At 60.5% G+C, this 24,128-nt stretch carries 22 protein-coding genes; 11 read left to right on the forward strand and 11 right to left on the reverse strand.

The window, feature by feature from the left end:
- The first annotated feature begins 83 nt into the window (after positions 1 to 83).
- The 9 genes from AC3ZU9_RS14550 (at position 84) to AC3ZU9_RS14590 (ending at position 10,401) form a co-directional block, all read left to right on the forward strand.
- Positions 84 to 1,391 (forward strand): CitMHS family transporter, encoded by a 1,308-nt coding sequence (locus AC3ZU9_RS14550; RefSeq protein ID WP_003170826.1) that lies wholly within the window; start codon positions 84 to 86, stop codon positions 1,389 to 1,391.
- 68 nt (positions 1,392 to 1,459) lie between these two features.
- On the forward strand, positions 1,460 to 2,227 hold the full coding sequence (locus AC3ZU9_RS14555) for a TerC family protein (protein ID WP_012721544.1): 768 nt from the start codon (positions 1,460 to 1,462) through the stop codon (positions 2,225 to 2,227).
- A 388-nt stretch (positions 2,228 to 2,615) separates the two neighbouring features.
- The gene (locus AC3ZU9_RS14560) at positions 2,616 to 4,274 is read left to right on the forward strand and encodes a Na/Pi cotransporter family protein (RefSeq protein ID WP_490090886.1); all 1,659 of its coding nucleotides are present in this window, start codon (positions 2,616 to 2,618) and stop codon (positions 4,272 to 4,274) included.
- A 57-nt stretch (positions 4,275 to 4,331) separates the two neighbouring features.
- Positions 4,332 to 5,714 (forward strand): M16 family metallopeptidase, encoded by a 1,383-nt coding sequence (locus tag AC3ZU9_RS14565; RefSeq protein ID WP_490090887.1) that lies wholly within the window; start codon positions 4,332 to 4,334, stop codon positions 5,712 to 5,714.
- Between the two features lie 72 nt (positions 5,715 to 5,786).
- Positions 5,787 to 6,818, forward strand: a complete 1,032-nt coding sequence (locus AC3ZU9_RS14570) for a DUF5924 family protein (protein WP_012721541.1) — start codon at positions 5,787 to 5,789, stop codon at positions 6,816 to 6,818.
- A gap of 53 nt (positions 6,819 to 6,871) precedes the next feature.
- Positions 6,872 to 8,020 (forward strand): ABC transporter permease, encoded by a 1,149-nt coding sequence (locus AC3ZU9_RS14575; RefSeq protein ID WP_012721540.1) that lies wholly within the window; start codon positions 6,872 to 6,874, stop codon positions 8,018 to 8,020.
- The gene (locus tag AC3ZU9_RS14580) at positions 8,017 to 8,820 is read left to right on the forward strand and encodes an ABC transporter ATP-binding protein (RefSeq protein WP_046035889.1); all 804 of its coding nucleotides are present in this window, start codon (positions 8,017 to 8,019) and stop codon (positions 8,818 to 8,820) included. The genes AC3ZU9_RS14575 and AC3ZU9_RS14580 overlap by 4 nt, the downstream gene beginning before the upstream one ends.
- Before the next feature lies 1 nt (position 8,821).
- A complete protein-coding gene (locus AC3ZU9_RS14585; protein WP_012721538.1) occupies positions 8,822 to 9,760 on the forward strand; it encodes an MlaD family protein in 939 nt (312 codons plus the stop codon).
- A complete protein-coding gene (locus AC3ZU9_RS14590; protein ID WP_490090888.1) occupies positions 9,757 to 10,401 on the forward strand; it encodes an ABC-type transport auxiliary lipoprotein family protein in 645 nt (214 codons plus the stop codon). The genes AC3ZU9_RS14585 and AC3ZU9_RS14590 overlap by 4 nt, the downstream gene beginning before the upstream one ends.
- 84 nt (positions 10,402 to 10,485) lie before the next feature.
- Here AC3ZU9_RS14590 and AC3ZU9_RS14595 read toward each other — a convergent pair whose 3' ends face one another.
- The 5 genes from AC3ZU9_RS14595 to AC3ZU9_RS14615 form a co-directional block, all read right to left on the reverse strand.
- Positions 10,486 to 11,715 carry a nucleoside recognition domain-containing protein gene (locus AC3ZU9_RS14595; protein ID WP_102061260.1) on the reverse strand — a complete coding sequence of 410 codons (1,230 nt, stop codon included), beginning with the start codon at positions 11,713 to 11,715 and terminating at the stop codon, positions 10,486 to 10,488.
- Between the two features lie 98 nt (positions 11,716 to 11,813).
- Positions 11,814 to 13,145: a glutamate/aspartate:proton symporter GltP gene (gene gltP, locus AC3ZU9_RS14600; RefSeq protein WP_012721535.1), complete on the reverse strand. Its 1,332-nt coding sequence runs from the start codon at positions 13,143 to 13,145 to the stop codon at positions 11,814 to 11,816.
- A gap of 764 nt (positions 13,146 to 13,909) precedes the next feature.
- Positions 13,910 to 14,377 carry an inhibitor of vertebrate lysozyme family protein gene (locus AC3ZU9_RS14605; protein ID WP_012721534.1) on the reverse strand — a complete coding sequence of 156 codons (468 nt, stop codon included), beginning with the start codon at positions 14,375 to 14,377 and terminating at the stop codon, positions 13,910 to 13,912.
- Between the two features lie 2 nt (positions 14,378 to 14,379).
- Positions 14,380 to 14,544 (reverse strand): DUF1328 domain-containing protein, encoded by a 165-nt coding sequence (locus AC3ZU9_RS14610; protein WP_003170804.1) that lies wholly within the window; start codon positions 14,542 to 14,544, stop codon positions 14,380 to 14,382.
- A 78-nt stretch (positions 14,545 to 14,622) separates the two neighbouring features.
- Complete coding sequence (locus AC3ZU9_RS14615) at positions 14,623 to 14,907, reverse strand: hypothetical protein (RefSeq protein WP_046035913.1); 285 nt, start codon at positions 14,905 to 14,907, stop codon at positions 14,623 to 14,625.
- A 379-nt stretch (positions 14,908 to 15,286) separates the two neighbouring features.
- On the opposite strand from AC3ZU9_RS14615, the gene algB reads away from it, so the two are divergent.
- Together algB and AC3ZU9_RS14625 are read left to right on the forward strand one after the other, a co-directional pair.
- Positions 15,287 to 16,633, forward strand: coding sequence for a sigma-54-dependent response regulator transcription factor AlgB (algB, locus tag AC3ZU9_RS14620; RefSeq protein ID WP_064053131.1), 1,347 nt, complete (start codon positions 15,287 to 15,289; stop codon positions 16,631 to 16,633).
- A gap of 10 nt (positions 16,634 to 16,643) precedes the next feature.
- A complete protein-coding gene (locus AC3ZU9_RS14625) occupies positions 16,644 to 18,431 on the forward strand; it encodes an ATP-binding protein (RefSeq protein WP_012721531.1) in 1,788 nt (595 codons plus the stop codon).
- A gap of 59 nt (positions 18,432 to 18,490) precedes the next feature.
- Here AC3ZU9_RS14625 and AC3ZU9_RS14630 read toward each other — a convergent pair whose 3' ends face one another.
- From AC3ZU9_RS14630 to AC3ZU9_RS14655, 6 genes are all read right to left on the reverse strand, one after another.
- On the reverse strand, positions 18,491 to 19,303 hold the full coding sequence (locus tag AC3ZU9_RS14630) for an N-acetylmuramoyl-L-alanine amidase (RefSeq protein WP_490090889.1): 813 nt from the start codon (positions 19,301 to 19,303) through the stop codon (positions 18,491 to 18,493).
- 88 nt (positions 19,304 to 19,391) lie between these two features.
- Positions 19,392 to 21,446, reverse strand: a complete 2,055-nt coding sequence (locus AC3ZU9_RS14635) for a GGDEF domain-containing protein (protein WP_046035884.1) — start codon at positions 21,444 to 21,446, stop codon at positions 19,392 to 19,394.
- A complete protein-coding gene (locus AC3ZU9_RS14640; protein WP_163825872.1) occupies positions 21,443 to 22,324 on the reverse strand; it encodes an endonuclease/exonuclease/phosphatase family protein in 882 nt (293 codons plus the stop codon). Before AC3ZU9_RS14640 ends, AC3ZU9_RS14635 begins: the two co-directional genes overlap by 4 nt.
- Before the next feature lie 7 nt (positions 22,325 to 22,331).
- Positions 22,332 to 22,967 (reverse strand): thiol:disulfide interchange protein DsbA, encoded by a 636-nt coding sequence (gene dsbA / locus AC3ZU9_RS14645; RefSeq protein WP_010207835.1) that lies wholly within the window; start codon positions 22,965 to 22,967, stop codon positions 22,332 to 22,334.
- A 168-nt stretch (positions 22,968 to 23,135) separates the two neighbouring features.
- The gene (locus AC3ZU9_RS14650) at positions 23,136 to 23,762 is read right to left on the reverse strand and encodes a c-type cytochrome (RefSeq protein WP_046035882.1); all 627 of its coding nucleotides are present in this window, start codon (positions 23,760 to 23,762) and stop codon (positions 23,136 to 23,138) included.
- Between the two features lie 34 nt (positions 23,763 to 23,796).
- Positions 23,797 to 24,099: a c-type cytochrome gene (locus AC3ZU9_RS14655; protein ID WP_012721526.1), complete on the reverse strand. Its 303-nt coding sequence runs from the start codon at positions 24,097 to 24,099 to the stop codon at positions 23,797 to 23,799.
- Positions 24,100 to 24,128: the final 29 nt, after the last annotated feature.

Here is a 24,128-nt window from a genome sequence, read left to right on the forward strand (position 1 = left end):
ACCCGTACGCCTCGTGCCTTTCGTTCTGCGCTGACCCCACCCGGTTCGCCATTCCCTAGCCGCGCTACGCCTGGAGTATTCCTATGCTGACTTTCCTTGGCTTTGCCATGGTCATCACGTTCATGTTCCTGATCATGACCAAGCGCCTGTCCGCGCTGATCGCCCTGATCATCGTGCCGATCCTGTTTGCGCTGTTCGGCGGTTTCGCCCCGAAGATCGGCCCGATGATGCTCGAAGGCATCACCAAGCTCGCGCCGACCGGCGTGATGCTGATGTTCGCCATTCTCTACTTTGCCCTGATGATCGACTCCGGCCTGTTCGACCCGGCCGTGCGCAAGATCCTCAAGATGGTCAAGGGCGACCCGCTGAAGGTCTCCGTCGGTACCGCCGTGCTGGCCCTGGTCGTGTCCCTCGACGGTGATGGCGCTACCACTTACATGATCTGCGTGGCCGCGATGCTGCCGCTGTACCAGCGCATCGGCATGAGCCCGCGGATCATGGCAGGCTTGATCATCCTCGCCGGTGGCGTGATGAACATGACCCCTTGGGGCGGCCCGACCGCCCGTGCCGCCAGTGCGCTGCATGTGGACCCATCGGATATTTTCGTACCGATGATCCCGGCGATGGCCGCCGGCGTGGTGGCGATCCTGGTGATTGCCTACATGTATGGCAAACGCGAACGTGCGCGCCTGGGTGAACTGCACCTGCAAGGCGATGAGATCGACCACAGTGAAATCAGCGTGTCGCAATACCCCGACGCTCGTCGTCCCAAGCTGATCTGGTTCAACGGCGCGCTGACCCTGGCCCTGATGTGCACCCTGATCGCCGGTCTGTTGCCGTTGCCGGTGCTGTTCATGGTGGCATTCAGTATCGCGATGATCGTCAACTACCCCTGCCTGCAACAGCAGAAAGACCGCGTCGCCGCCCACGCCGGCAGCGTACTGGCGGTGGTGGGGTTGATCTTCGCCGCGGGTATCTTCACCGGCATCCTGTCCGGTACCGGCATGGTCGACGCCATGTCCAAGAGCCTGCTGGCGGTCATCCCGGAGGCCATGGGCCCTTACCTGGCCGTGATCACCGCACTGGTGAGCATGCCGTTTACCTTCTTCATGTCCAACGACGCGTTCTACTATGGCGTTCTGCCAGTGCTCGCCGAAGCCGCCAGCCACTACGGCATCACCGCCGTGGAAATGGCCCGCGCCTCCATCGTTGGCCAGCCTGTGCACTTGCTCAGCCCGCTGGTACCGTCGACCTACCTGCTGGTAGCCCTGGCCGGTATCGAATTTGGCGATCACCAGCGCTTCACCCTGAAGTGGGCAGTACTGGTGTGCCTGTGCATAATGTTCGCCGCATTGCTGATGGGGATTTTTCCGCTGTTCAGCACTCTATAATCGTACCGACTCACTAACCGCGCGGCGCTGCAGCTTGCGCGGTTTAACACTTGCTCAAAGGAATACACATGGAATGGCTGACCAATCCGGAAATCTGGATTGCCTTCTTCACCCTGACGGCCCTCGAGATCGTCCTGGGCATCGATAACATCATCATGATTTCGATCCTGGTCAGCCGCATGCCCAAGCATATGCAGGCGCGCACCCGGATCTTCGGCCTGGCCCTGGCCATGGTCACGCGCATCATGTTGCTGCTGTCGATCACCTGGGTGATGCAACTGACCGCCGACCTGTTCGTGGTCTTCGGCCAAGGCATTTCCGGCCGCGACCTGATCCTGTTCTTCGGTGGTCTGTTCCTGCTGTGGAAAAGCTCCCAGGAGATGTACCACGCACTGGAAGGTGAAGACGAAACCCACGACGAGCCAGGCGGCAAGGGTGGTAAGTTCATCTACACCATCATCCAGATCGCGATCATCGACATCGTGTTCTCCCTGGACTCGGTGATCACTGCTGTCGGCATGGTCTCCCACGTGCCGGTCATGGTCGCGGCGATTGTTGTTGCGGTACTGGTGATGATGCTGGCCGCAGGCACCATCAGCGAATTCATCGACAAGCACCCGTCGCTGAAGATGCTGGCCCTGTCGTTCCTGCTGGTGGTGGGTACTGTACTGATCGCCGAATCCTTCGATGTGCACGTGCCAAAAGGCTACGTTTACTTCGCCATGGCGTTCTCGCTGGCGGTGGAAGCGGTGAACATCAAGATGCGTACGGCCATCGCGAAAAAGCGCAAACAGCAGGATCCGGTGAAACTGCGCAAAGACATTCCGGGTCAATAAAGCTGACCCGCTGCTGAAAGGGGCTTTCGCGCCTAATGCCAGTCAGTTAAGACGTAGAAAGGGTACAAAATAACCTGTGGCGAGGGAGCTTGCTCCCGTTGGGCCGCGAAGCGGCCCCAAAAATGGGACTGCTGCGCAGTCTAACGGGAGCAAGCTCCCTCGCCACAGGTACAGTGTTTGCCCTTAACTGACTGGCATTAGCTTTCGAGCCCCTTTTTCGCATCTGCAAAAAGCTGATTTCATGACAGTTTTGTTTCAATCCCCACTTTAGCTATGCGATGCTGGCGCAGAGCCCATTCGCCAACTACAGCTTAAGTAAAAGACGTAGAGCGGCACGCGGTAACTTTCCTTCGCTCATTTTAGAGCGCACCTACACGGGGGGCCGAGCATGCTGACCCTGCTCAATCTGCTTTCCGCCGTGACCCTGCTTATCTGGGGCACGCACATCGTCCGTACCGGCATCCTGCGGGTCTACGGTTCCAACTTGCGCCAAGTCATCGGGCAGAACATGTCCAAGCGCTGGCTGGCGTTTATCGCCGGTATCCTGGTGACCGCCATGGTGCAGAGCAGCAACGCCACGGCAATGCTGGTGACCTCCTTTGTCGGCCAGGGCCTGATGGGGCTGATGCCCGCCTTGGCGACCATGCTCGGTGCCGACGTCGGCACCGCGCTGATGGCGCGGGTGCTGACGTTTGACTTGTCCTGGCTGTCACCGCTGCTGATCTTTCTCGGGGTGATTTTCTTTCTGTCGCGCAAACAAACGCGGGCAGGGCAGTTGGGCAGGGTCGGCATCGGCCTCGGGCTGATCATCCTCGCCCTGCAATTGATCGTCGAAGCCGCCGGCCCCATCACCCACGCCCAAGGTGTGAAAGTGCTGTTCGCTTCGTTGACCGGCGACATTTTGCTCGACGCCCTGGTCGGCGCTTTGTTCGCGATGATTTCCTACTCCAGCCTGGCCGCCGTCCTGCTGACCGCCACCCTCGCCGGCGCCGGCGTGATCGGCTTGCACGTGGCGATCGGCCTGGTGATCGGCGCCAACATCGGCAGCGGCGTCCTGGCTTTCCTCAGCACGAGCATGCAAAACGCCGCCGGACGCCAAGTGGCGCTGGGCAGCTTGCTGTACAAGTTGATCGGCTTGCTGCTGATCATCCCGGTACTCGACCCGCTGGTGCTGTGGATGGACGGCTTGGACTACAGCGCCCAAGGCATGGTCATCACCTTCCACCTGCTCTATAACGTCAGCCGCTGCCTGATCCTGTTGCCGACCATCGGCCCGATGGCCCGGCTATGTGCCTGGTTGCTGCCCGAGCGCGAAGAAACCAATGGCAAGGCCAAACCACGCCACCTGGACCTGGCCGCCCTGGCCACACCGAGCCTGGCGCTGGCCAACGCCGCCCGTGAAACCCTGCGCCTGGGCGACCTGATCGACAATATGCTCACCGCCATGCAGGAAGTCCTGCGTGGCAAACAGACCGCCATCACCCAGGAAATGCGCAGCCTCAGCGATGACGTCGAGTCGCTCTACAGCGCGATCAAACTCTACCTGGCGCAGATGCCCCGCGAAGACCTCAGCGAGCACGACAGCCGCCGCTGGGCGGAAATCATCGAGCTTTCCATCAACCTGAAACTGGCCGGCGACCTGATCGAACGCATGCTGCGCAAAGTCCAGCAGCAAAAAACCTCACAGCGTCGCCAGTTCTCCGAAGTCGGCCTGGAAGAACTCACTGGCCTGCACAGCCAACTGATCGCCAATCTGCGCCTGGGCCTGTCGGTGTTCCTCAGCGCCGACCCGGAAAGCGCCCGCCAATTGCTGCGCGAAAAACGCCGTTTCCGCGCCCAGGAACGCCGCCTGGCACATTCCCACGTCAGCCGGCTACAGCGCAAAATCGTGCAAAGCCTGGAGACCAGCTCCCTGCACCTGGAACTGATTGCCGACATGAAACGACTGAACTCGTTGTTTTGCAGCAGTGCCTATGTAGTCTTGGAAACGTCCGACACCGGCGCGCTCTCTGCCGAAGATATTGCCGACATCACACATTCGCCCTGAACGTACGATGGCCCGTGAAGTCAGTTAACACTGACCTCACTCGCCAGGAAGCTTGTTATGCGTCGCCTGCTGTTCGCTTGTCTGCTCATGGGTTCTGCCCACGTCTTCGCCTTTGACCGCCTGCAAGTCGAGGGCTACACCTTGCCCAACGGCCTGCAACTGTTGCTCAAACCGGGCACCGAGCGCGGGCATGTGGCGATCCGCCTGGTGGTGGGCGTGGGCCTGGATGACTTCAGCTGCGAAGACAAGGAATTGCCGCACCTGCTGGAACACTTGCTGTTCAGCGGCATCGACGGCGGCGGCGAAGGTGAGCTGGAAGACCGCATGCAAGCGCTGGGCGGCGAGTGGAATGCCTACACCAGCAACGCCGACACCACCTTTGTGATCGAGGCGCCCGCACAAAACCAGCGCAAAGTGCTGGACCTGCTGCTGGCGATCATCACCCGCACCGAACTGACCGACGCCAATATCAACGCCGCCAAGCAGGTCGTCGAACGTGAAGACGGCGGCCACTACTCACACCTGCAACGCCTGTTGGACCGCCAGGACCTGGGTCACACCGCCAGCAACCAATTGGCGGTCGAACTGGGACTCAAATGCGCCGAGCGCGCCGAGGTCGACCACCTGACCCGCGACCAGTTGGAGCACCTGCGCAAACACTGGTACGCGCCCAACAACATGACCTTGATCATCGTCGGCGACCTCGACAAGCTGCTGCCGGCCTATCTGGAGCGCACCTTCGGGCAACTCGACCCGGTTGACCCCACTGAACACCCAGCGCTGCCGGAGATCCAGCACGCCGCCGCCAGCCATCGCGAACTGATCCACGGCTGGGTCGGCGACAGCGCCAAGCTGCACTGGCTGTTCCCCGAGCCGGTGCTGGACGACCAGCATGATGAGACCTACGACCTGCTCAAGGATTACCTCGATTGGGCGCTGTACCGCCAACTGCGCCTCAAGCACGGTTTGTCCTACGGCCCCTGGAGCGAACGTGAAGTCCTCGGCGGCGTCGGTTTCCTCAGCTTGAATGCCGACCTTGAGCGCGAAAACCTCCCCGAAGCAGAGCAGGTTCTCCAGGACCTCAAGGCCCAACTGCTCAAGGATGGCCTCGATCCGGCGGTATTCGCTCGCTTGCAACAAGCCGCCATCGCGCGCCAGGCCTGGGCAGTGCAGGGCAACAGCGCGCTGGCTGACTACTACTGGAGCGCTTCCGGTGACTACAACAACGGCCATTTCAGCGACCCGGTCAAGCGCATCAAGGCGGTAAGCCTGGAGCAGACCAACCAGGCCATGCGCCAAGTGTTCCAGCAGCCCGGCTACTGGCGTATCGAGAAACCGCTGCTCAGCTATGACGGCCTGAGTTGGATCGGTGCCGGCGTGCTCGGTTTGATCACCTTTGTGTTGATCGGCGTGCGGGTTTATCGCAAACGGTTTGCGTAATGAGGCACCGGACAACGGGCTAAGACGTTATTCTGTCTGGGATTTTCTCCTACAAAGACTGCGAACCGCCGAATGCAAAACCTGACCCGCTTGATCACCCGCATCCTCGAACTGATGAAGCGCTACCCCGGGGTGATAGCACTGGGCGGTTTTGTCTCGGGTGTGGGCAGCTTCATTCTGGTGGATCGCCAGCAGGGCATGGCCAGTTGGATCGCCGTGATCATGCTGGTGAGCTGGCTGTGGCTGATGCTGGAAAACAGCTTTACCCAGCTGTTCACCAAAGTCTTCAAGCGCGAAATCCCCGAGCCGCTGCTGCGCTATGCGACCCAAATGATTCACCAGGAAAGCCTGTTCTTTGTGCTGCCGTTCTTTTTCATCACCACCGCCTGGAACAGTGGCCAGTCGGTGTTCACTGGCCTGCTCGGCGCCGCAGCGCTGGTATCGATAATCGACCCGCTGTACTACAAATGGCTGGCGCCCAAACGCTCGCTGTTCCTCGCACTGCACACCTTCACGCTGTTCGCGGCGCTGCTCACCGCACTGCCGATCATCCTGCACCTGACCACGGCTGAGAGTTACAAGCTGGCCCTCGGCGTCGCCATGGCACTGTCGATCCCGAGCCTGGCGGTAAGCCTGCCGCTGCGCAGCCTCAAAGGCTGGGCGATGCTACTGGGGGTCACCGCTGCGATTGGCTGCGCCGGTTGGTTCCTGCGCAGCTGGGTGCCGCCAGCCACGCTGTGGATGACCGAAGTGGCCATCAGCACCCAACTGCAAGACCGCACGCCGGGCGACGACCTCAAGGAAGTCACCGCCGCTCAACTGCGCAGCGGCGGGCTCTACGCCTACACCGCGATCAACGCCCCGCGTGGGCTGGATGAGCGGATCTACCACGTGTGGAAATTCAATGGCAAAGAGGTTGACCGCATCGCCCTGGATATCCACGGCGGGCGCAAAGAGGGCTATCGCGCCTGGACCCACAAGCAGAACTTCCCCGCCGATGCCGTGGGTCGCTGGCAGGTACAGGTGCTGACCGAAGACGGGCAGGTGATCGGCGTGCTGCGTTTCAAAGTGACGGACTCAGCACAAACGGACAACCCAAAGTAGGCAGGATCGTGCTATTACGTAGGAATTGTGGATAGCCAACAAGCTCGGAGCTTATGACCACCAGTACCTCAGCCGGTGCAGCCCACCTCGATACGTCCACCACCCCGCCACAGCTGAGGATTACGGGAGACTGGACGCTTGCCCACTATGCCAGCCTGAAGAAGCTGTCGGACAAGCTCGACGGCCAATACGATGCGGGCGCGCGTATCGACCTCAATGGCCTGGGCGCCCTCGATACCGCCGGCGCCTCGCTGCTGGTGGAGTTGCTGGGACCGACCCGCATCGAGCAATCCGCCGAGCAGACCGATTGCAGCTTGTCTGCCGCTGACCGTGCACTGCTCAAGACCGTCTACCGCTCCCTGAATGATTTTTGCGTACCGGAGAAAGCCCCGGAAGAAGCCGCCGGTATTCAAGTGCTGGCTCGCATCGGCCGGGCGGTAGACACCGTCTGGCAAGACAGCAAGCAACTGCTGGGCTTTATCGGCCTAATCCTCGAAACCTTCGCCCGCGGAATTTTCCGACCCAGGCGTTGGCGCCTCACGCCGATGGTCGCGCACCTGGAACAGGTCGGCCTCGACGCCGCGCCCATCGTGGCCCTGCTGACCTTTCTGGTCGGTGCCGTGGTGGCGTTCCTCGGCGCCACCGTACTCAAGAGTTTTGGCGCGACGATTTTCACCGTCGACCTGGTGGCGTTCTCCTTCCTGCGCGAATTCGGTGTGTTGTTGACCGCGATCTTGATCGCCGGTCGCACCGCCAGTGCCTTTACCGCACAAATCGGCTCGATGAAGGCCAACGAAGAGATCGACGCGATCCGCACCCTGGGCCTGGACCCGATGGAACTGCTGGTATTGCCGCGCGTACTGGCGCTACTGGTAGCGCTGCCGATGCTGACCTTCCTGGCAATGCTCTCGGGCATTGTCGGCGGTGGCGTGGTGTGCGCCGTGGCCCTGGATATTTCGCCGGCGATGTTCCTCTCACTGCTGCAATCGGACATTGGCGTGCAGCATTTCCTGGTGGGCCTGGTGAAAGCGCCGATCTTCGCCTTCCTGATCGCCGCCATCGGCTGCCTGGAAGGCTTCAAGGTGAGCGGCAGCGCCGAGTCCGTCGGTGCCCACACCACCTCCAGCGTGGTGCAATCGATTTTTGTGGTGATCGTGCTGGACGCGGTCGCCGCGCTGTTTTTTATGGAGATGGGCTGGTGAGTCGCTTACACCGTGCGGCCGCCGAGGCGGTGATTGAAGTGCGCGGCCTGTGCAATCGCTTTGGCACTCAACGCGTGCACGAGAACCTCGACCTGGACTTGTACAAAGGCGAGATCCTTGCCGTGGTCGGCGGCTCCGGCAGCGGTAAGTCGGTGTTGTTGCGCAGCATCGTCGGCCTGCGTCGGCCCAGCGCAGGCGAAGTCCGGGTGTTCGGCAAGAACCTGCCGAGCCTGGCGGAGCATGAGCGATCCCTGGTGGAGCGACGCTTTGGCGTGCTGTTCCAGAAGGGCGCGCTGTTTTCCTCGCTGACCGTGACCGAAAACGTTGCGCTGCCATTGATCGAACACGCCGGCCTCAGCCGCCGCGACGCCGAGCACCTGGCCGCGGTCAAACTGGCCCTGGCCGGGTTGCCACTGTCGGCAGCCGACAAATACCCGGCGTCACTGTCGGGTGGCATGATCAAGCGCGCCGCGCTGGCCCGCGCGCTGGCCCTGGACCCCGACATCCTGTTTCTCGACGAACCCACCGCCGGCCTCGACCCGATTGGCGCGGCGCAATTCGATCAACTGATCCTGACCCTGCGCGATGCGCTGGGCCTGAGCGTGTTCCTGGTCACCCACGACCTGGACACGCTGTACACCATCACCGACCGCGTGGCAGTGCTGGCACAGAAAAAGGTGCTGGTGGCCGACGCCATCGATGTCGTCTCGGAAACGGACGATGCGTGGATTCACGAATATTTCCACGGCCCCCGAGGCCGCGCGGCATTGGATGCCGCTCAATCGCTCAACGAGGTATGACATGGAAACCCGAGCCCATCATGTGATGATCGGTTTGTTCAGCGTGATCGTGGTAGTCGGCGCGATGTTGTTCGGCCTGTGGCTGGCCAAGTCCAGCGTCGACAGCGCCTTCCAGGATTACGAAGTGATTTTCAACGAGGCGGTCAGCGGCCTGTCACAGGGCAGTTCGGTGCAGTACAGCGGGATTAAAGTGGGCGATGTGATCAGCCTGCGCCTGGACCCCAAAGATCCGCGTCGCGTACTGGCACGTATCCGCCTGGCCGGTGAGACGCCGATCAAGGAAGACACCCAGGCCAAGCTGGCGCTGACCGGCATCACCGGCACCTCGATTATCCAACTCAGCGGCGGTACGCCGCAAAGCCCCGAACTCAAGGGCAAAGACGGTAACTTGCCGGAAATCATCGCCTCACCCTCACCTATCGCGCGCCTGCTGAACAACAGCAACGACCTGATGACCAGCATCAACCTGCTGTTGCATAACGCCAACGACCTGTTTTCCCGCGAGAACGTCGAGCGCCTGAGCAACACCCTCGATAACCTGCAAAAAACTACCGGCGTCATCGCCGACCAGCGCGGCGATATCAAGGTGGTGATGCAGCAACTGATGCAAGTGAGCAAACAGGCCAGCGCCGCCCTGGAGCAGACCACTGTGCTGATGCGCAACGCCAACGGCTTGCTTAACGAGCAAGGCAAGCAGGCCTTTGGCAGCGCCGAGCAGGCCATGAAGTCCCTGGAACACAGCACCGCGACCATCAACACCTTGCTGACCAACAACAAGGACTCGGTGAACAGCGGCATGCAAGGCCTCAACGAACTGGCGCCGGCCGTGCGCGAACTGCGCGAAACGCTCGGTTCGCTGCGCGCCATCTCCCGCCGCCTGGAAGCCAACCCCAGCGGTTACCTGCTGGGCAGCGACAAGAACAAGGAGTTCACGCCATGAAGCGTGTTTACCAAATGATCGCCCCTGTGGCGCTGGCACTCGTGAGCGCGTGCTCGATCCTGCCCAAGGCCGACCCTTCTGATGTGTATCGCCTGGCCTCGGCCCAGACCACCAGCCAGGGTGCGCCGGTCAGCTGGTCGCTGCGTGTGAATAAGCCGCAGACCAGCGAATTTCTCGACAGCCCACGTATTGCCGTGGTGCCCAATGGCGACCTGATCAGCAGCTATGCCAACTCGCGCTGGAGCGATCCGTCGCCGGTACTGTTGCGCAACCGCTTCATGGATGGCTTTCAACGCGATGGTCGGGTGACGCTGCTGAGTACCGATGACACCAACCTGCAGTCCGACTATGAACTGGGCGGGCAATTGCAGGCGTTCCAGAGTGAATACCGCGGCAGTGCGGTGGAGGTGGTGATTCGCCTGGACGCGCGCCTGGTACGCGGCAGTGATCAGCGGATTGTTGCCAGTCGGCGGTTTGAAGTGAGGCAACCGGTGAGCGATACCAAGGTGCCGGCGGTGGTCGCCGGGTTTGGACAGGCGGGGGATCAGTTGAATAAGCAGGTGGTGGATTGGGTGGTGAGTCAGGGCAATACATCACTTGCTCCCGCTGGGCTGCGCAGCAGCCCCAATGCCAGCCAATAAGTTTTATCGGATACACCTGTGAAATCTTGTGGGGCCGCCTCGCGGCCCAGCGGGAGCAAGCTCCCTCGCCACAGGGGTTATGCCTTAGCCGAAGAACCAGTAGCACACCGCAATCGCCGCCACCACACCGGCCAACTCCGCCAGCAACGCACACCCGACTGCATGCCGCGCTCGCTGGATCCCCACCGAACCAAAGTACACCGCCAACACATAGAAAGTGGTCTCGGTACTGCCCTGAATCGTCGCCGCCACCAACGCCGGGAAGCTGTCCACGCCCTGGGTCTGCATGGTCTCGATCAGCATCGCTCGCGCAGCGCTGCCGGAGAACGGCTTGACCATCGCGGTCGGCAAGGCATCCACAAAGCGCGTGTCCATGCCCGTCCAGGCGACCACATGGCGAATGCCTTCAAGGCCAAAATCCAGCGCCCCTGAGGCACGCAACACACCCACGGCACACAGCATCGCCACCAGGTAGGGCAGCAGGTTCTTGGCCACATCGAAGCCTTCTTTGGCCCCTTCGACAAACGCCTCATACACCTTGACCTTGCGCAACGCACCGATCACCAGGAACAACATGATCAGGCCAAACAGCGTGAGGTTGCCCAGGATCGACGACAACCCGGCCAGAGCGGTGGCGGAGAGAGTCGCCAGCAGCGCCATGAAGCCGCCCAGCACCAGTGCGCCTGGAATCAGATAGGCCAGCACCACCGGATCCCACAGCCGCAGGCGCTGCATCACCGCCACCGACAGCAGACCCACCAAGGTGGACGCGCTGGTCGCCAGCAGGATTGGCAGGAACACCAGTGTTGGGTCCGCAGCGCCTTGCTGGGCGCGGTACATGAAGATGGTGACCGGCAACAACGTCAGCGATGAGGCGTTGAGCACCAGGAACAGGATCTGCGCGTTACTCGCCGTGTTGGGGATTGGGTTGAGTTCCTGCAGCGCCTTCATCGCTTTCAAACCGATAGGCGTGGCGGCGTTATCCAGGCCCAGGCCGTTGGCAGCGAAGTTGAGGGTGATCAAGCCGATGGCCGGATGGCCGGCGGGCACTTCCGGCATCAGGCGGCGGAACAGCGGGCCGAGGGCCTTGGCCAGCCAGTCGACGATCCCGGCTTTTTCGGCGATGCGCAAAAAGCCCAGCCATAACGTCAGGGTGCCGAACAGCAGCACCATCACTTCCACCGACAGTTTGGCCATGGCGAAAATGCTTTCGACCATCGCCGCGAAAATCCCGGCGTTACCGCCGACCAGCCATTGCGCCAGTGCCGACACCATTGCCACGACAAAGAAGCCAAGCCACAGGCCATTGAGCATCAGTTAAATCCCCCGAAGAATGGAGCGAATGATAGCGGGGCCGGCAGAAACGACAAACCCCGGAATTTTCCGGGGTTTGTGTCAGAGCAGTCGTATTATCAGCTGCGGGTGGCTTGGCCCAGCGGCGAGGCTTCCTTGCTGCGCCAGTGCGGCAGCGAATTCCAATAGCGCTCGCCCTTGGCATCGTCGTACATGCCTTCCCAACGGGAGATCACCAGCACTGCAAGGGCATTGCCGATTACGTTCAGGGCGGTACGTGCCATGTCCATGATGCGGTCGACACCGGCGATAAACGCCAGGCCTTCCAGCGGAATGCCCACACTGCCCAGCGTGGCCAGCAACACCACGAAGGACACGCCCGGCACACCGGCGATGCCTTTGGAGGTGACCATGAGGGTCAGCACCAGCATCAGTTGCTGGCCGATCGACAGGTCGATGCCGTACAGCTGGGCGATGAAGATCGCCGCAATGCTCTGGTAGAGGGTCGAACCGTCGAGGTTGAACGAGTAGCCGGTCGGCACCACGAAGCTGCAGATCGCCTTCGGCGCGCCGTAGGCTTCCATCTTCTCGATCACGCGTGGCAGCACGGTTTCGGAGCTTGCGGTGGAATAGGCCAGTACCAGCTCATCCTTGAAGATGCGCATCAGCTTGATCACCGAGAAGCCGAACAGGCGGGCGATCAGGCCGAGGATCACGAAAGCGAAGAACAGGATGGCGACGTAAACCAGGATCACCAGCTTGGCCAACGGCAACAGCGAGGCGAAGCCGAAGTTGGCGACGGTCACGGCGATCAATGCGAATACGCCGATCGGGGCGTACTTCATGATCATGTGGGTGACTTTGAACATGCTCTCGGACACGCCTTGGAACATGGTCACCAGCGGCTCGCGCAGCTCAGGCTTGAGGCTCGACAGGCCGAGGCCGAACAGTACCGAGAAGAAGATGATCGGCAGCATCTCGCCACGGGCAACAGCGGCAAAGATGTTCGATGGGATCAGGTTGAGGATGGTCTGGATAAACGCATGCTCATGCTGCACTTCAGCAGCGGTGGCGGTGTACTTGGAGATGTCGACGGTACCCAGGGTACTCATGTCGATGCCAGCGCCTGGGTGGAACACGTTGGCCAGCAGCAGGCCGACCACAATGGCAATGGTGGTGACGATTTCGAAGTAAAGGATGGTTTTGACACCGATACGCCCGAGCTTCTTCGCGTCACCGACACCGGCAATGCCGACGATCAGCGAGGAGATCACGATCGGGATCACGATCATCTTGATCAGGCGGATAAAGATATCGCCCGCTGGCTGCAACACATTGCTGATCCACCAGGCCTTTTCAGCACTGAAATGGTTGAGCACTGCACCGATTGCGATCCCCAGCACCAAACCGATGAGGATCTGCCAGGCGAGGCTTAGCTTTGCCTTCTTCATGTCATTACCCTTACTTCAAGTGAACTTAAGGCAAATGCGCCAGCTGGAACGCTCGAGAGCGAAAAAGTGTGTGCATCTGCCTCCATGGAAGGTCACCGCAGCGTGGCCGAAATGGCTTACTGGCAGGCGAAAAAAGGCGCAACTATTCCCATGCAAGGGAGCGACGTCTAATGCCGTAAACGCCTACCCTATGCCGAATCGGCATGGCCTTTTTTCATAATAACTGTCCGAACGGTCAGTTCAAATGCGACAGATTGTCCGGCAAATATGCCGTTAACCTGCCAAACCCGGCTCGCCTAGAGATGCAGCACGTCTTTGCGGTGCTGGCAGAAATGCCTGGGGAATCCGCGACCTGACGTCAGATATGTCCTATAGCGCGACGAAAATTTTATCGATAGATGGTCGTCTCGACACACCAAGAAATGGTTAAAGGCGAGCGATAACAAAATTTGCGGCTATGGGAGGTATAACAGAGCGAGAGGTATGACAGAGCGATATGAGAGGCGGGGGAATGAATGAAAGTCACAAGCCCGCCGCAAGTTCAGCAAGCGATGGGCTTGTGAACCTGCGTCGCAGCTTTTCTCCTGACCCGGCCCTTGCGCAGGCACTCCCTGTACCCGTAGGTCACGCCGATCCCATTTGATCAGAGCAACCCGGCCCCCTGGTCATGCACCACCCTTGGCGAGCAGTGCAAACAGAAAGAAGCGAGGGGGCTTCTTTCTATGGACGCTGGTCCCGCTGACGACAGACGCGCCGGACGGAACCTAGTACCAATTCGGATCTTTCTTCAGCTGTTCCATCAGCAACTTCTGCATGCCTTCATCCGGTTTACCGATAAAACGGTAATCGGCGTGGCGCGTTGGGGACTTGTCCGCCGGCAGGCCGGCCGGGACTTCCACCAACATGGCGTAGGCATCTTCCTTGTCGAGGCTGAAGGCAACGATCAGACGCTTGTTCCGGCAGGTGTCTGCGGTTTCGCAGAGCGGCCCGACCAAGTACTTGTCGCCATCTTCTTCCACGGCATTCATTTGCTCGGCGGTGCCCGACAGGTTCATCACCCATTCCGGGAGGCGCTCTTCTTTCTTCACCACGCTTTGCCAGGTCTCACGGTATTGCGGGTCCGCGCTGAGCAATTCGTTGGCCCGGGATTGACCGTCATTGGCGGCCATCACCAAACCGCTGCCGCCCAACAATAGGGCGGCAGTAATGGCTTTGAAGGACAAAGTGGTCATTTTCAGCCTCGGCCGCGACGACCAAAGAAGAAGGAAGCGATGAACATCACCAGGAAGACCACAAACAGAATTTTTGCGATACCCGTGGCGGTGCCCGCGATACCACCGAAGCCCAGGACTGCAGCCACAATGGCGATGATCAGAAATGTGATTGCCCAACTCAACATGGTGATTCTCCTTATGCTTCTTTTAGAGGTAACAGCGGTAGTGCCGTACTGCCACTCAACACGAGCGGCTTTTGGTGCCTAGAACACCCAACGCTCTTGCGACGGCAGTTCACTCAGGGAAGATTCCTGATCAACCATCTGCAATTGCGGGGCTGTTGCATCGGCAGCAACACTGCCAACGGAACGGAAATGGGTCTGGGTCATGCTCGGACGTTCAAATTGCGGGATCTGCTGCTGACTCTGCTGCCAATGCTGCAACTGCTGGCCGCCAATCAACGTGACCATCAAGGCCAGGCTGGCAAACAGACCTTGCTGCAAGCGCAGTGGCGATACACGCAGTGGGCTGAAGCTTTGGCGAGTCATGCTGATGTTCTCCCGCATTCTGATTATTCGTTAGGAGAGGTATTGCAGAGCGCATGCCAGCTTTTTTACAAAATAAATACCAATAAAATCAATGAGTTAAATATTTATAAACCAACAAGCTTCCAGCATCCTGCACGATGCCCCCTTGAGGGCCGTGCGAAATGCACGATAGCCAGCGGTCGGATCAAGGGATAGAACACGGAGGGTGTGTTGCCGAAGTGGCAAGACGGCATGAAAACGCCAGCAATCGGCGCCTTGTAGGAAGTGATGCAGATACCTGCACAACGTTGTCTTTTATCGATCAGAATAAACCATGCAACTTGCCCGATTATTCCGGGACTAAACACCATCATTCATAGAGTTAAGGAGCGCGGGACAGATGGAATCAGCCAAGGAACTTCAAGGCCGCATTCTTTTAGTGGATGACGAATCCGCGATCCTCCGCACCTTCCGTTATTGCCTGGAAGATGAGGGCTACACCGTCGCCACGGCGAACAGCGCTGCCCAAGCGGATACCTTGATGCAGCGCCAAGTGTTCGACCTGTGCTTCCTGGACTTGCGCCTGGGTGAAGACAACGGCTTGGACGTACTGGCCCAGATGCGCATCCAGGCGCCATGGATGCGTGTGGTCATTGTCACCGCCCATTCGGCGGTCGACACTGCCGTTGATGCGATCCAGGCCGGTGCCGCTGACTACTTGGTAAAGCCTTGCAGCCCAGACCAACTGCGCCTTGCCACTGCCAAGCAGCTGGAAGTGCGTCAACTCTCTGCGCGCCTCGAAGCCTTGGAAGGCGCAGTGCGCCAACCGAAAGACGGCCTTGATTCCCACAGCCCGTCGATGATGGTAGTACTGGAAACCGCACGCCAGGTGGCTGGCACAGACGCCAACATTCTGATCCTGGGTGAATCCGGCACGGGTAAAGGTGAACTGGCCCGAGCCATTCACGGCTGGAGCAAGCGCTCGAAGAAATCCTGTGTGACCATCAACTGCCCGTCGCTGACGGCGGAACTGATGGAGAGCGAGCTGTTCGGCCATAGTCGTGGTGCCTTTACCGGCGCCAGTGAAAGCACCTTGGGCCGTGTCAACCAGGCGGACGGCGGCACGCTGTTTCTCGACGAAATCGGCGATTTTCCGCTCACGTTGCAACCCAAGTTACTGCGCTTTATCCAAGACAAAGAATACGAGCGGGTCGGTGACCCCGTTACCCGACGTGCGGATGTGCGCATCCTCGCCGCCACCAACCTGAACCTGGAAGACATGGTGCGTGATGGCCGCTTCCGCGAGGATCTGCTCTACCGCCTCAACGTGATCACCCTGCACTTGCCGCCGCTGCGCGAACGTAGCGAGGACATCCTGACCCTGGCCGACCGCTTCCTGGCACGTTTCGTCAAGGAGTACGCCCGACCGGCGCGCGGTTTCAGCGACGAAGCGCGCGAGGCCCTCCTCAACTACCGCTGGCCGGGAAATATCCGCGAGCTGCGCAACGTAGTAGAGCGCGCCAGCATCATTTGCCCGCAAGAGAAGGTAGAAATCAGCCACCTGGGGATGGCCGAGCAGCCGACCAACAACGCTCCGAGGATCGGCGCGGCACTGAGCCTGGACGAGCTGGAGAAAGCTCACATCGGCGCCGTGCTCGCCACCAGCGACACCCTGGACCAGGCGGCTCGCACCCTGGGTATCGACGCGTCGACCCTGTACCGCAAACGCAAACAGTACAACCTGTGAGCTGTACCCTATGAAGTTAGCGATGAAGCTGCGCACTCGGCTATTCCTGAGCATCTCAGCGCTGATCACCGTTGCCCTGCTGGGTTTGATCCTGGGCCTGGTCAGCGTCATGCAAATGGCCAAGACTCAGGAATCCCTGATTCGCAGCAACTTCATCACCCTGGACCTGGGCCTCAAGCTGCGTCAGAGCCTGGGTGATCAGTTGATCATGATGCTGGAGGAGCGCCCCGACCCCGAGGCCTTGCAAACCTCCAAGCAGCGCTACGTCGACCTGCTGGACCAAGGTATCGCCCATGAACAACGCGACGGTCGCGGGACGGGGTTCAGCCAGGCCAAGGGCCAGTATCAGGAACTGCTGAACGCTTTTGACGAGTCCCAGCAACCGACCCCTCCACCTGGGGCCAAGGAAAAACTCACCGACACCTTCAATGCGCTGCGCAATGGCTTGATCAACGAGCACAAGCAGGCCTTGGAGAACATCAGCAACAGCGAACACAAATCCCGCGAACGTGCCCTGCTGATCGCCGGGCTACTGGGGCTGGTCGGGCTCGCAGTGCTGATCATCGGGTTTGTGACGGCGCATGGCATCGCCCGGCGTTTTGGCGGACCGATCGAAGCGCTGGCCAAGGCGGCGGACAAGATAGGGCAGGGCGATTTCGAAGTGACACTGCCGATCTCGTCGGCAGCAGAGATGAACCAACTCACCCGCCGCTTCGGCATCATGGCCGAGGCGTTGCGCCAGCATCAGGCGACCAATGTCGATGAACTCCTGGCTGGTCAGCAGCGCCTGCAAGCGGTGCTCGACAGCATAGACGATGGTCTGCTGATGATTGACCGGCAAGGCCGCCTGGAACACCTCAACCCGGTGGCCCAACGCCAACTGGGCTGGGACGAGGAGCGCCTTGGCCAGGGCCTGGGCGAGGCCCTGGTGCGACCGGAACTGGATGAACAGCTGCAATTGGTACTGCGTGGCGGCAGCCTGGAGCGGGCGCCGGAAGATCTGGAAGTGGAAGTCGAAGGCGAATTGCGCCTGTTGACCTACAGCTTGACCCCCGTCAGCCATACCCAGGGGCATATCCTCGGGGCGGTGATGGTGCTGCATGACGTCACCGAACAACGCGCCTTCGAGCGGGTACGCAGCGAGTTCGTACTGCGCGCCTCCCATGAGCTGCGAACACCGGTAACCGGCATGCACATGGCGTTCGGGCTGTTCCGCGAGCGGGCGAAATTTCCACCGGACTCCCGTGAAGCGGACCTGCTGGATACAGTCAATGAAGAGATGCAGCGGCTGATGCAATTGATCAACGACCTGCTCAACTTCTCGCGCTACCAGAACGGCCTGCAGAAGCTCACCTTAGGCCCGTGCGACGTGACCGATCTGCTTGAACACGCACGAGCACGCTTCGTCGAGCCGGCCAACGTGCAAAACGTCGAGCTGATGGTAGAAGCCCAATCCGACCTGCCCCGGTTATATGCGGACCAAGCACAGTTGGAACGGGTGCTCGACAACCTGCTGGGCAATGCCCTACGCCACACGCCTAATGGGGGGCAGATTCGTCTGCAGGCACGCCGCCACGGCGAGCGCGTGATTATCAGCGTCGAAGATAACGGCGAAGGCATCGCCTATGGGCAGCAGGGGCGGATCTTCGAGCCCTTTGTGCAGGTGGGTCGCAAGAAAGGCGGCGCCGGCCTGGGGCTGGCGCTGTGCAAAGAGATCGTGCAATTGCACGGCGGCCGCATGGGTGTGTACTCGCGGCCGGGGCAGGGCACTCAGTTCTATATGGCGTTGCCTTTGTAGGAACCCCGCTTGTTGTAGCAAGGACGCTTGTTGAAGCGTCGCACCGCTCCACCCGCCTCTTAAGGGCGCTCCGCACCCGAGCGCAAGCACGGTTGCTCGCCACAGTTCAACGCTCGCAGGATCGCAGCGCTTTGCGCGTCAGGCGTGCCGTCGAACAGCGATGGCCGGAAATGCATCTGGAACGCCGCGATCACATGACGTGTAGCCACATCCAGCTCTCCAGTCTGTGGCGTCTGGTAACCCAAGTGGGCCAATTGTTCCTGGAACCAGGTAATGCTCGGCAGTTCTGTGGCGTACTGCACCTGGAACCGCGCGACGGCCTGTGCATCCGGCCAAACACCCAGCCCCTCAGCGGCCAGGCGCTTCCAGGGGAACAAGGGACCCGGGTCCAGCTTGCGCAGCGGTGCGATATCGCTGTGGCCGATGATGTTCTTGGGGTCGATGCCATTGCGCTTGCTGATGTCCTTGAGCAGCACCACCAGCGATTTCACTTGGGCTTCGGAGTACGGATACCACAAGCGGCCTGTCGGCGTGTCCTTGTAGCCAGGGTTCACGATCTCAATACCAATGGAGCTGGAGTTGAGCCAGGTGCGGCCCATCCATTCGCTTTCCCCGGCATGCCAGGCGCGCTGGCTCTCATCCACCAGCTTGTAGATAGTGCCTGAGGCATCGTCGCCGATCAGATAATGGCTGCTCACCTGACCGTGGGTGAGCAATGCCAGGGAGCGCTCAAGGTTGGTGGAGGTGTAATGCACCACCACGAACTGCACGCGGTTGTCGTGGTTCACCGAGGGGTGGTTGGTGTCCAGGCGAGGGCCGCTGGCGCAGCCCGCAAGGAAAAGAAACACAAAGGCAATGTACAAAAATTTCATGACGGAAGACGTTACGCTGAAGACGATAATGCAACAGTGTAACGTACCGCTTGTGACCTAACCGTCAAATTACAAAATGGAACATTTTTTAGGCGGCCTGCACTTGGTTTCGGCCTGCGGCCTTGGCCCGGTACAAGGCCGCATCCGCGCGTTTGAGCGCCAGTTCACTGCGCTCTCCCGGCTGGAACTGCGCCACCCCCATGGACACAGTGATTGTCACTGGCTCGCCCTTGAAGTGAAACGGGCAGGCTTCAATCGCGCCGCGTAACACTTCAACTGCCGCCAGGGCATCCGCGAGGGATGAGTCGGGCATCAGCAACACGAACTCTTCACCGCCGAAACGCGCGATAAAGTCGGTCGGCCGCAGGCGCTTGCGCAATACGTTGGCGATGATCTTCAGCACCTTGTCGCCAGCCAGGTGGCCGTAGCCGTCGTTGATGCGCTTGAAGTGATCCAAGTCCAGCATCGCCAGCGACAGGCTGTTACCCCGTTGATGCCAGGCGTTGACCTCGTGATCGAGCCGCTCACTCCAGGCGGCGCGGTTGGGCAGGCCAGTGAGCGGATCGATCAAGGCCTTCTGGCGCTGCACCTCCAAATGCTCGCGATAGCCCTGGGCTTCCTGCTCCATATTGGCAACCCGCTCGGCCAAGCCTTTCAGTCGCGCTGCCGTTTCCTGCTCTCGCTGGTCACGCTGCTGCTGGTGCTCGTCCATGGTGCCGAGAAGACCTTCGAGGTGGCTTTCCAATACGTGCTTGAGGCTTTCCAGATCGGCGGCCTCCTGCACGCTGCTTTGCAGGCCATCGACCTGTTCGCGGATCTGCGTGTCCAGCTCACGGGCGGCCGAACGGCTATCGGCATGGCCGTCGCTGGCGACCTGCAAATGCCCCTGGAACGCTTCGAGACGCTCGTTGAGCTGCTTGAGGTAAGCCTCGAATTCGTGCTGGCCGCTGTCGGTGATTGCCAGCATCAAGACGGCCAGGTCGTCGAGGATCGGTAGCAGTTCGTACCAGTTCAGGCCGTGCGCCAGACGCTCACGCATGGCCTCGGCCTGGGGCCGGTGACGCTCGGGTAGCGACAACTCCTCCAGCAGCCCGAGCAGAGTGTCTTCAATATGCTTGGCTACCGAGCTGTAGGACGGCTCCGGCGAATCAGGTAAGGCATACGTGCCGTCCGCTTGCAGCTCGTCGGGGTCGGACTCCTCGACCTCCAGCACAGGAGGGAGCGACAGGCTGCCGATGGTGGTCTCACCCGGCGTTTCGACCTGAACGTCAGGCGTTTCGATAAAGGCGGCAAGGGCGCTTTCCGGTGCCGGCTCTTCTGTCGGAAGCTCCCGCTCGACATGCGCTACGGGTGCTACGGACGCTTCAACGGGCTCAGCTTGAGGCGGTGCCTCGTATACAAACGTTTCACTGACAGCGTCCGCCACCTTGGCCGGCGCGGCCGACTCAACTGCGGGGGCAGCCTTTTCCTGAGGCGGCGGCGCAAAGGCGCGCAAGGCTTGCGTCAGTTCCTCGGACTGTTCGGGCGGTTGGGGCTCGGCGACAGGCTTGGCCACCACGGGTTGCGGTGCCGGGCCAGCTGTTGATTCGCTGGCCTCCGGCTCGGTCGCGACGTCTTTGGAACCAAACAGGCGCTGCAAAAGCCCCGGCCCCGGGCGTGTGGTTTCGCCGTCCGGCTCCAGGTTGTTCAGCGCCTGGCCCTGCAGGCCACTCAACTCGCTGAGCAGCAAGGGGATCTCACGTGCCTGGCTGACTCGGCCGTCCAACTGCTTGGCGAACGTCTTAAGCGGCCGGGCAACCTCACGCGGTAATGGCAACTTTTGCAGCTGGGTAACCAGGGACGTCAGCGCGGTGCTGATCTGGTCGACCCGGGTTTCACGGCGCTGCTCCGAATCCAGCACGGCTTTTTCCAGGCGCGGCAGCAAGGCGGCGAGGGCGGCGTCCATATCATCTGTACGGACAACGTCACGCATTTCCTTCATGCACTGGTCGACGGCGCGGTCAGTGCCTTCAGCGGCCAGCGTGCTGCGCACCAGCCCACGGCGTAGCAGGTCGAGGCGGGCTGCCCAACGGCGTTCGAGCTTTTCTTGTTGCTCGATGCTTTTGAGGTATTTCTCTTTCCAGCGCTGGGCGTCGTCGCTCATGCAAGGGGTCCGCGAGGGCCGGGGCTCAACGCGGGTAATGCATCAGCCGTGAGCGAACCCGGCAGACGAATCTCTACCGCGACCGGCAGGTGATCGGAGATGGGCTGCGCCAGCACCTGCACACTCTCGAGTGTGAGGGTAGGGCTGAGCAGAATATGGTCAAGACAGCGTTGCGGGCGCCAGCTGGGGAATGTGGCTTCGGCTTGCGGAGCCAGTAGCCCGAGGTCGCGCAACGGAGAATTCAACAACAGGTCATTGGCATGGGTGTTCATGTCACCCATCAGTACCTGGTGTTTGTAACCGCCAATCAGCTCGCGGATGTAGGCCAGTTGCATCGTGCGGGTGCGCGCACCCAACGCCAGGTGCATCATCACCACCACCAGCGCCTCTGGGCCTTCGCCAAAACGCACAAGGATCGCCCCCCGGCCCTTGGGGCCTGGCAGCGGGTGGTCTTCAATGGCGGAGGGCTTCAGGCGACTGAGCACACCATTGCTGTGCTGCGCCAGGCGCCCGAGGTTGCGATTGAGTTGCTGGTACCAATAGGGGAACGCGCCGAGCTGGGCCAGGTGCTCCACCTGATTGATGTAACCGGAACGCATGCTGCCGCCGTCGGCTTCCTGCAGCGCAACCAGATCGAAGTCATTCAATAGGTTGCCAATCTTTTGCAGGTTGCCGGCCCGCCCGTTGTGGGGCAGCAGGTGCTGCCAGCCACGGGTGAGGTAGTGACGGTATTTCTCGGTACTGATCCCCACTTGGATATTGAAGCTGAGCAGCCGCAAGCGGCTGTCCGGCGGCAACCCCGTGGACTCCAGGTGATGTTCGTTGACCTGCGGATCATGCAGGCCAACCACGCGTTCGGTACCCCAGCGGCGCATGATGAGCCCCTTACTTGGCTGCGCGCTCTTTGGCGATCAGCTGGTCGGCAACATTGAGGGTTTGCTCAGGACCACCGGAGGTGCCCAGGTCGAAACGGTATTTGCCGTTGACGATCATGGTTGGAACGCCCTGCACGCCGTACTTCTGCGCCAGCTCCTTGGCCTGTTTGATCTGGCCCTGGATCGCGAAGGAGTTGAAGGTGGCCAGGAACTTGTCCTTGTCGACACCTTGGGTGGCCACGAAGTCAGCCATTTCGTCTGGTTTGGTCAGGCGTTTGCCTTGTTTCTGGATCGCGTCGAATACCGCGTTGTGGACCTTATGCTCCACGCCCATGGCTTCCAGGGTCAGGAACAGCTGGCCGTGGGCATCCCATGGGCCACCGAACATGGCAGGGATACGTCTGAAGTTCACGTCTTTAGGCAGCTTCTCGACCCATGGGTTGATGGTCGGCTCAAAGGCGTAGCAATGCGGGCAGCCATACCAGAACAGCTCCACCACTTCGATCTTGCCTGGCTCCGAGACCGGAACCGGGTTAGCCAATTCAACGTAGGTTTTACCGGCTTCAAGCGGCACGTCGGCAGCTTGTGCGGTCATGCCGAAGAGGCTGGCAGTGACGAGAGCGGCGCTGAGGATCAGATTACGCATGCTTTACTCCTGGACAAATAAAGTCGCCTCACGCGACCTTTGTTGTGACAGGTCTGCGCGGGCATGAGTTCGTTAGTGTAACGGCACCGGCCACAAAAAAGGGCGGCCTAAGCCACCCTTTTTATGCTTGCATCGCTGGATTAATCGAGTGTTAACGTTGCAGGCATGTTAGTGCAGGCCCTGGATATAGCTGGAGACCGCTGCAATGTCTTCATCGCTCAGCTTGCGCGCAATGGTACGCATGATCGCTGCGTCGCCGTCGTTAGCTCGCCCTGCCTCTTCCTTACGGAAATCGGTCAACTGTTTGGCGATGTAGGTCGCGTGCTGGCCACTCAGGTGCGGGAAGCCGGCGGCAGCTATGCCCGCGCCATTGGGCGAATGGCAGCCGGTGCAGGCTGGCAGGCCTTTTTCCAGGTCGCCGCCGCGGAACAATTTCTCACCACGGGCCACCAGTTTCGGATCAGCAGCTCCCACACTGCCTTTCTGGCTGGCAAAATACGCTGCGAGGTCCGCGAGGTCCTGATCGCTGAGGTTGGTCAGCAAGCCGGTCATTTCCAACACCGTTCGCTTGCCGTCCTTGATGTCGTGCAGTTGCTTGGTCAGGTAACGTTCACCCTGGCCGGCCAGTTTGGGGAAGTTCGGCGCCGGGCTGTTACCATCCGGTCCATGGCAAGCACCACATACAGCGGCCTTCGCTTGACCGGCAGTGGCATCACCTTTAAGGGGGCCCTCTGCAGCGACGGCAGCGCCTGTGATGCCCAAGGTCAACAGCAGACTCACGATCAGTTTGTTCATCAGCTAATCCAACTACGGCTAAGGGGTTTAAGAGTTATCTACCGGGTTTACTCACCATCAACTCAATGACGGCCTGGTAATCCTCAGTACTGCAGTCCATGCACAAACCACGCGGCGGCATTGCCTTGAAACCCTGGGTCACGTGTTGCACCAACGTGTCCATGCCCTGCGCCAGTCTTGGCGCCCAGGCTGCCTGATCACCCCGCTTCGGAGCATTCGGCAACTGGCCGGCATGGCAAGCCACGCAAACTCGGTTGTACACCGCTTCCGGATCCTGTGTAGCCTGAGCGCCATAAAGCGGAAGCAGGACACCGATAGCGAGCAACCACTTGGTCATACGTCGACCATTTCAGGGTTTGAGAGCGT

Source organism: Pseudomonas sp. A39 (genome assembly GCF_058145955.1).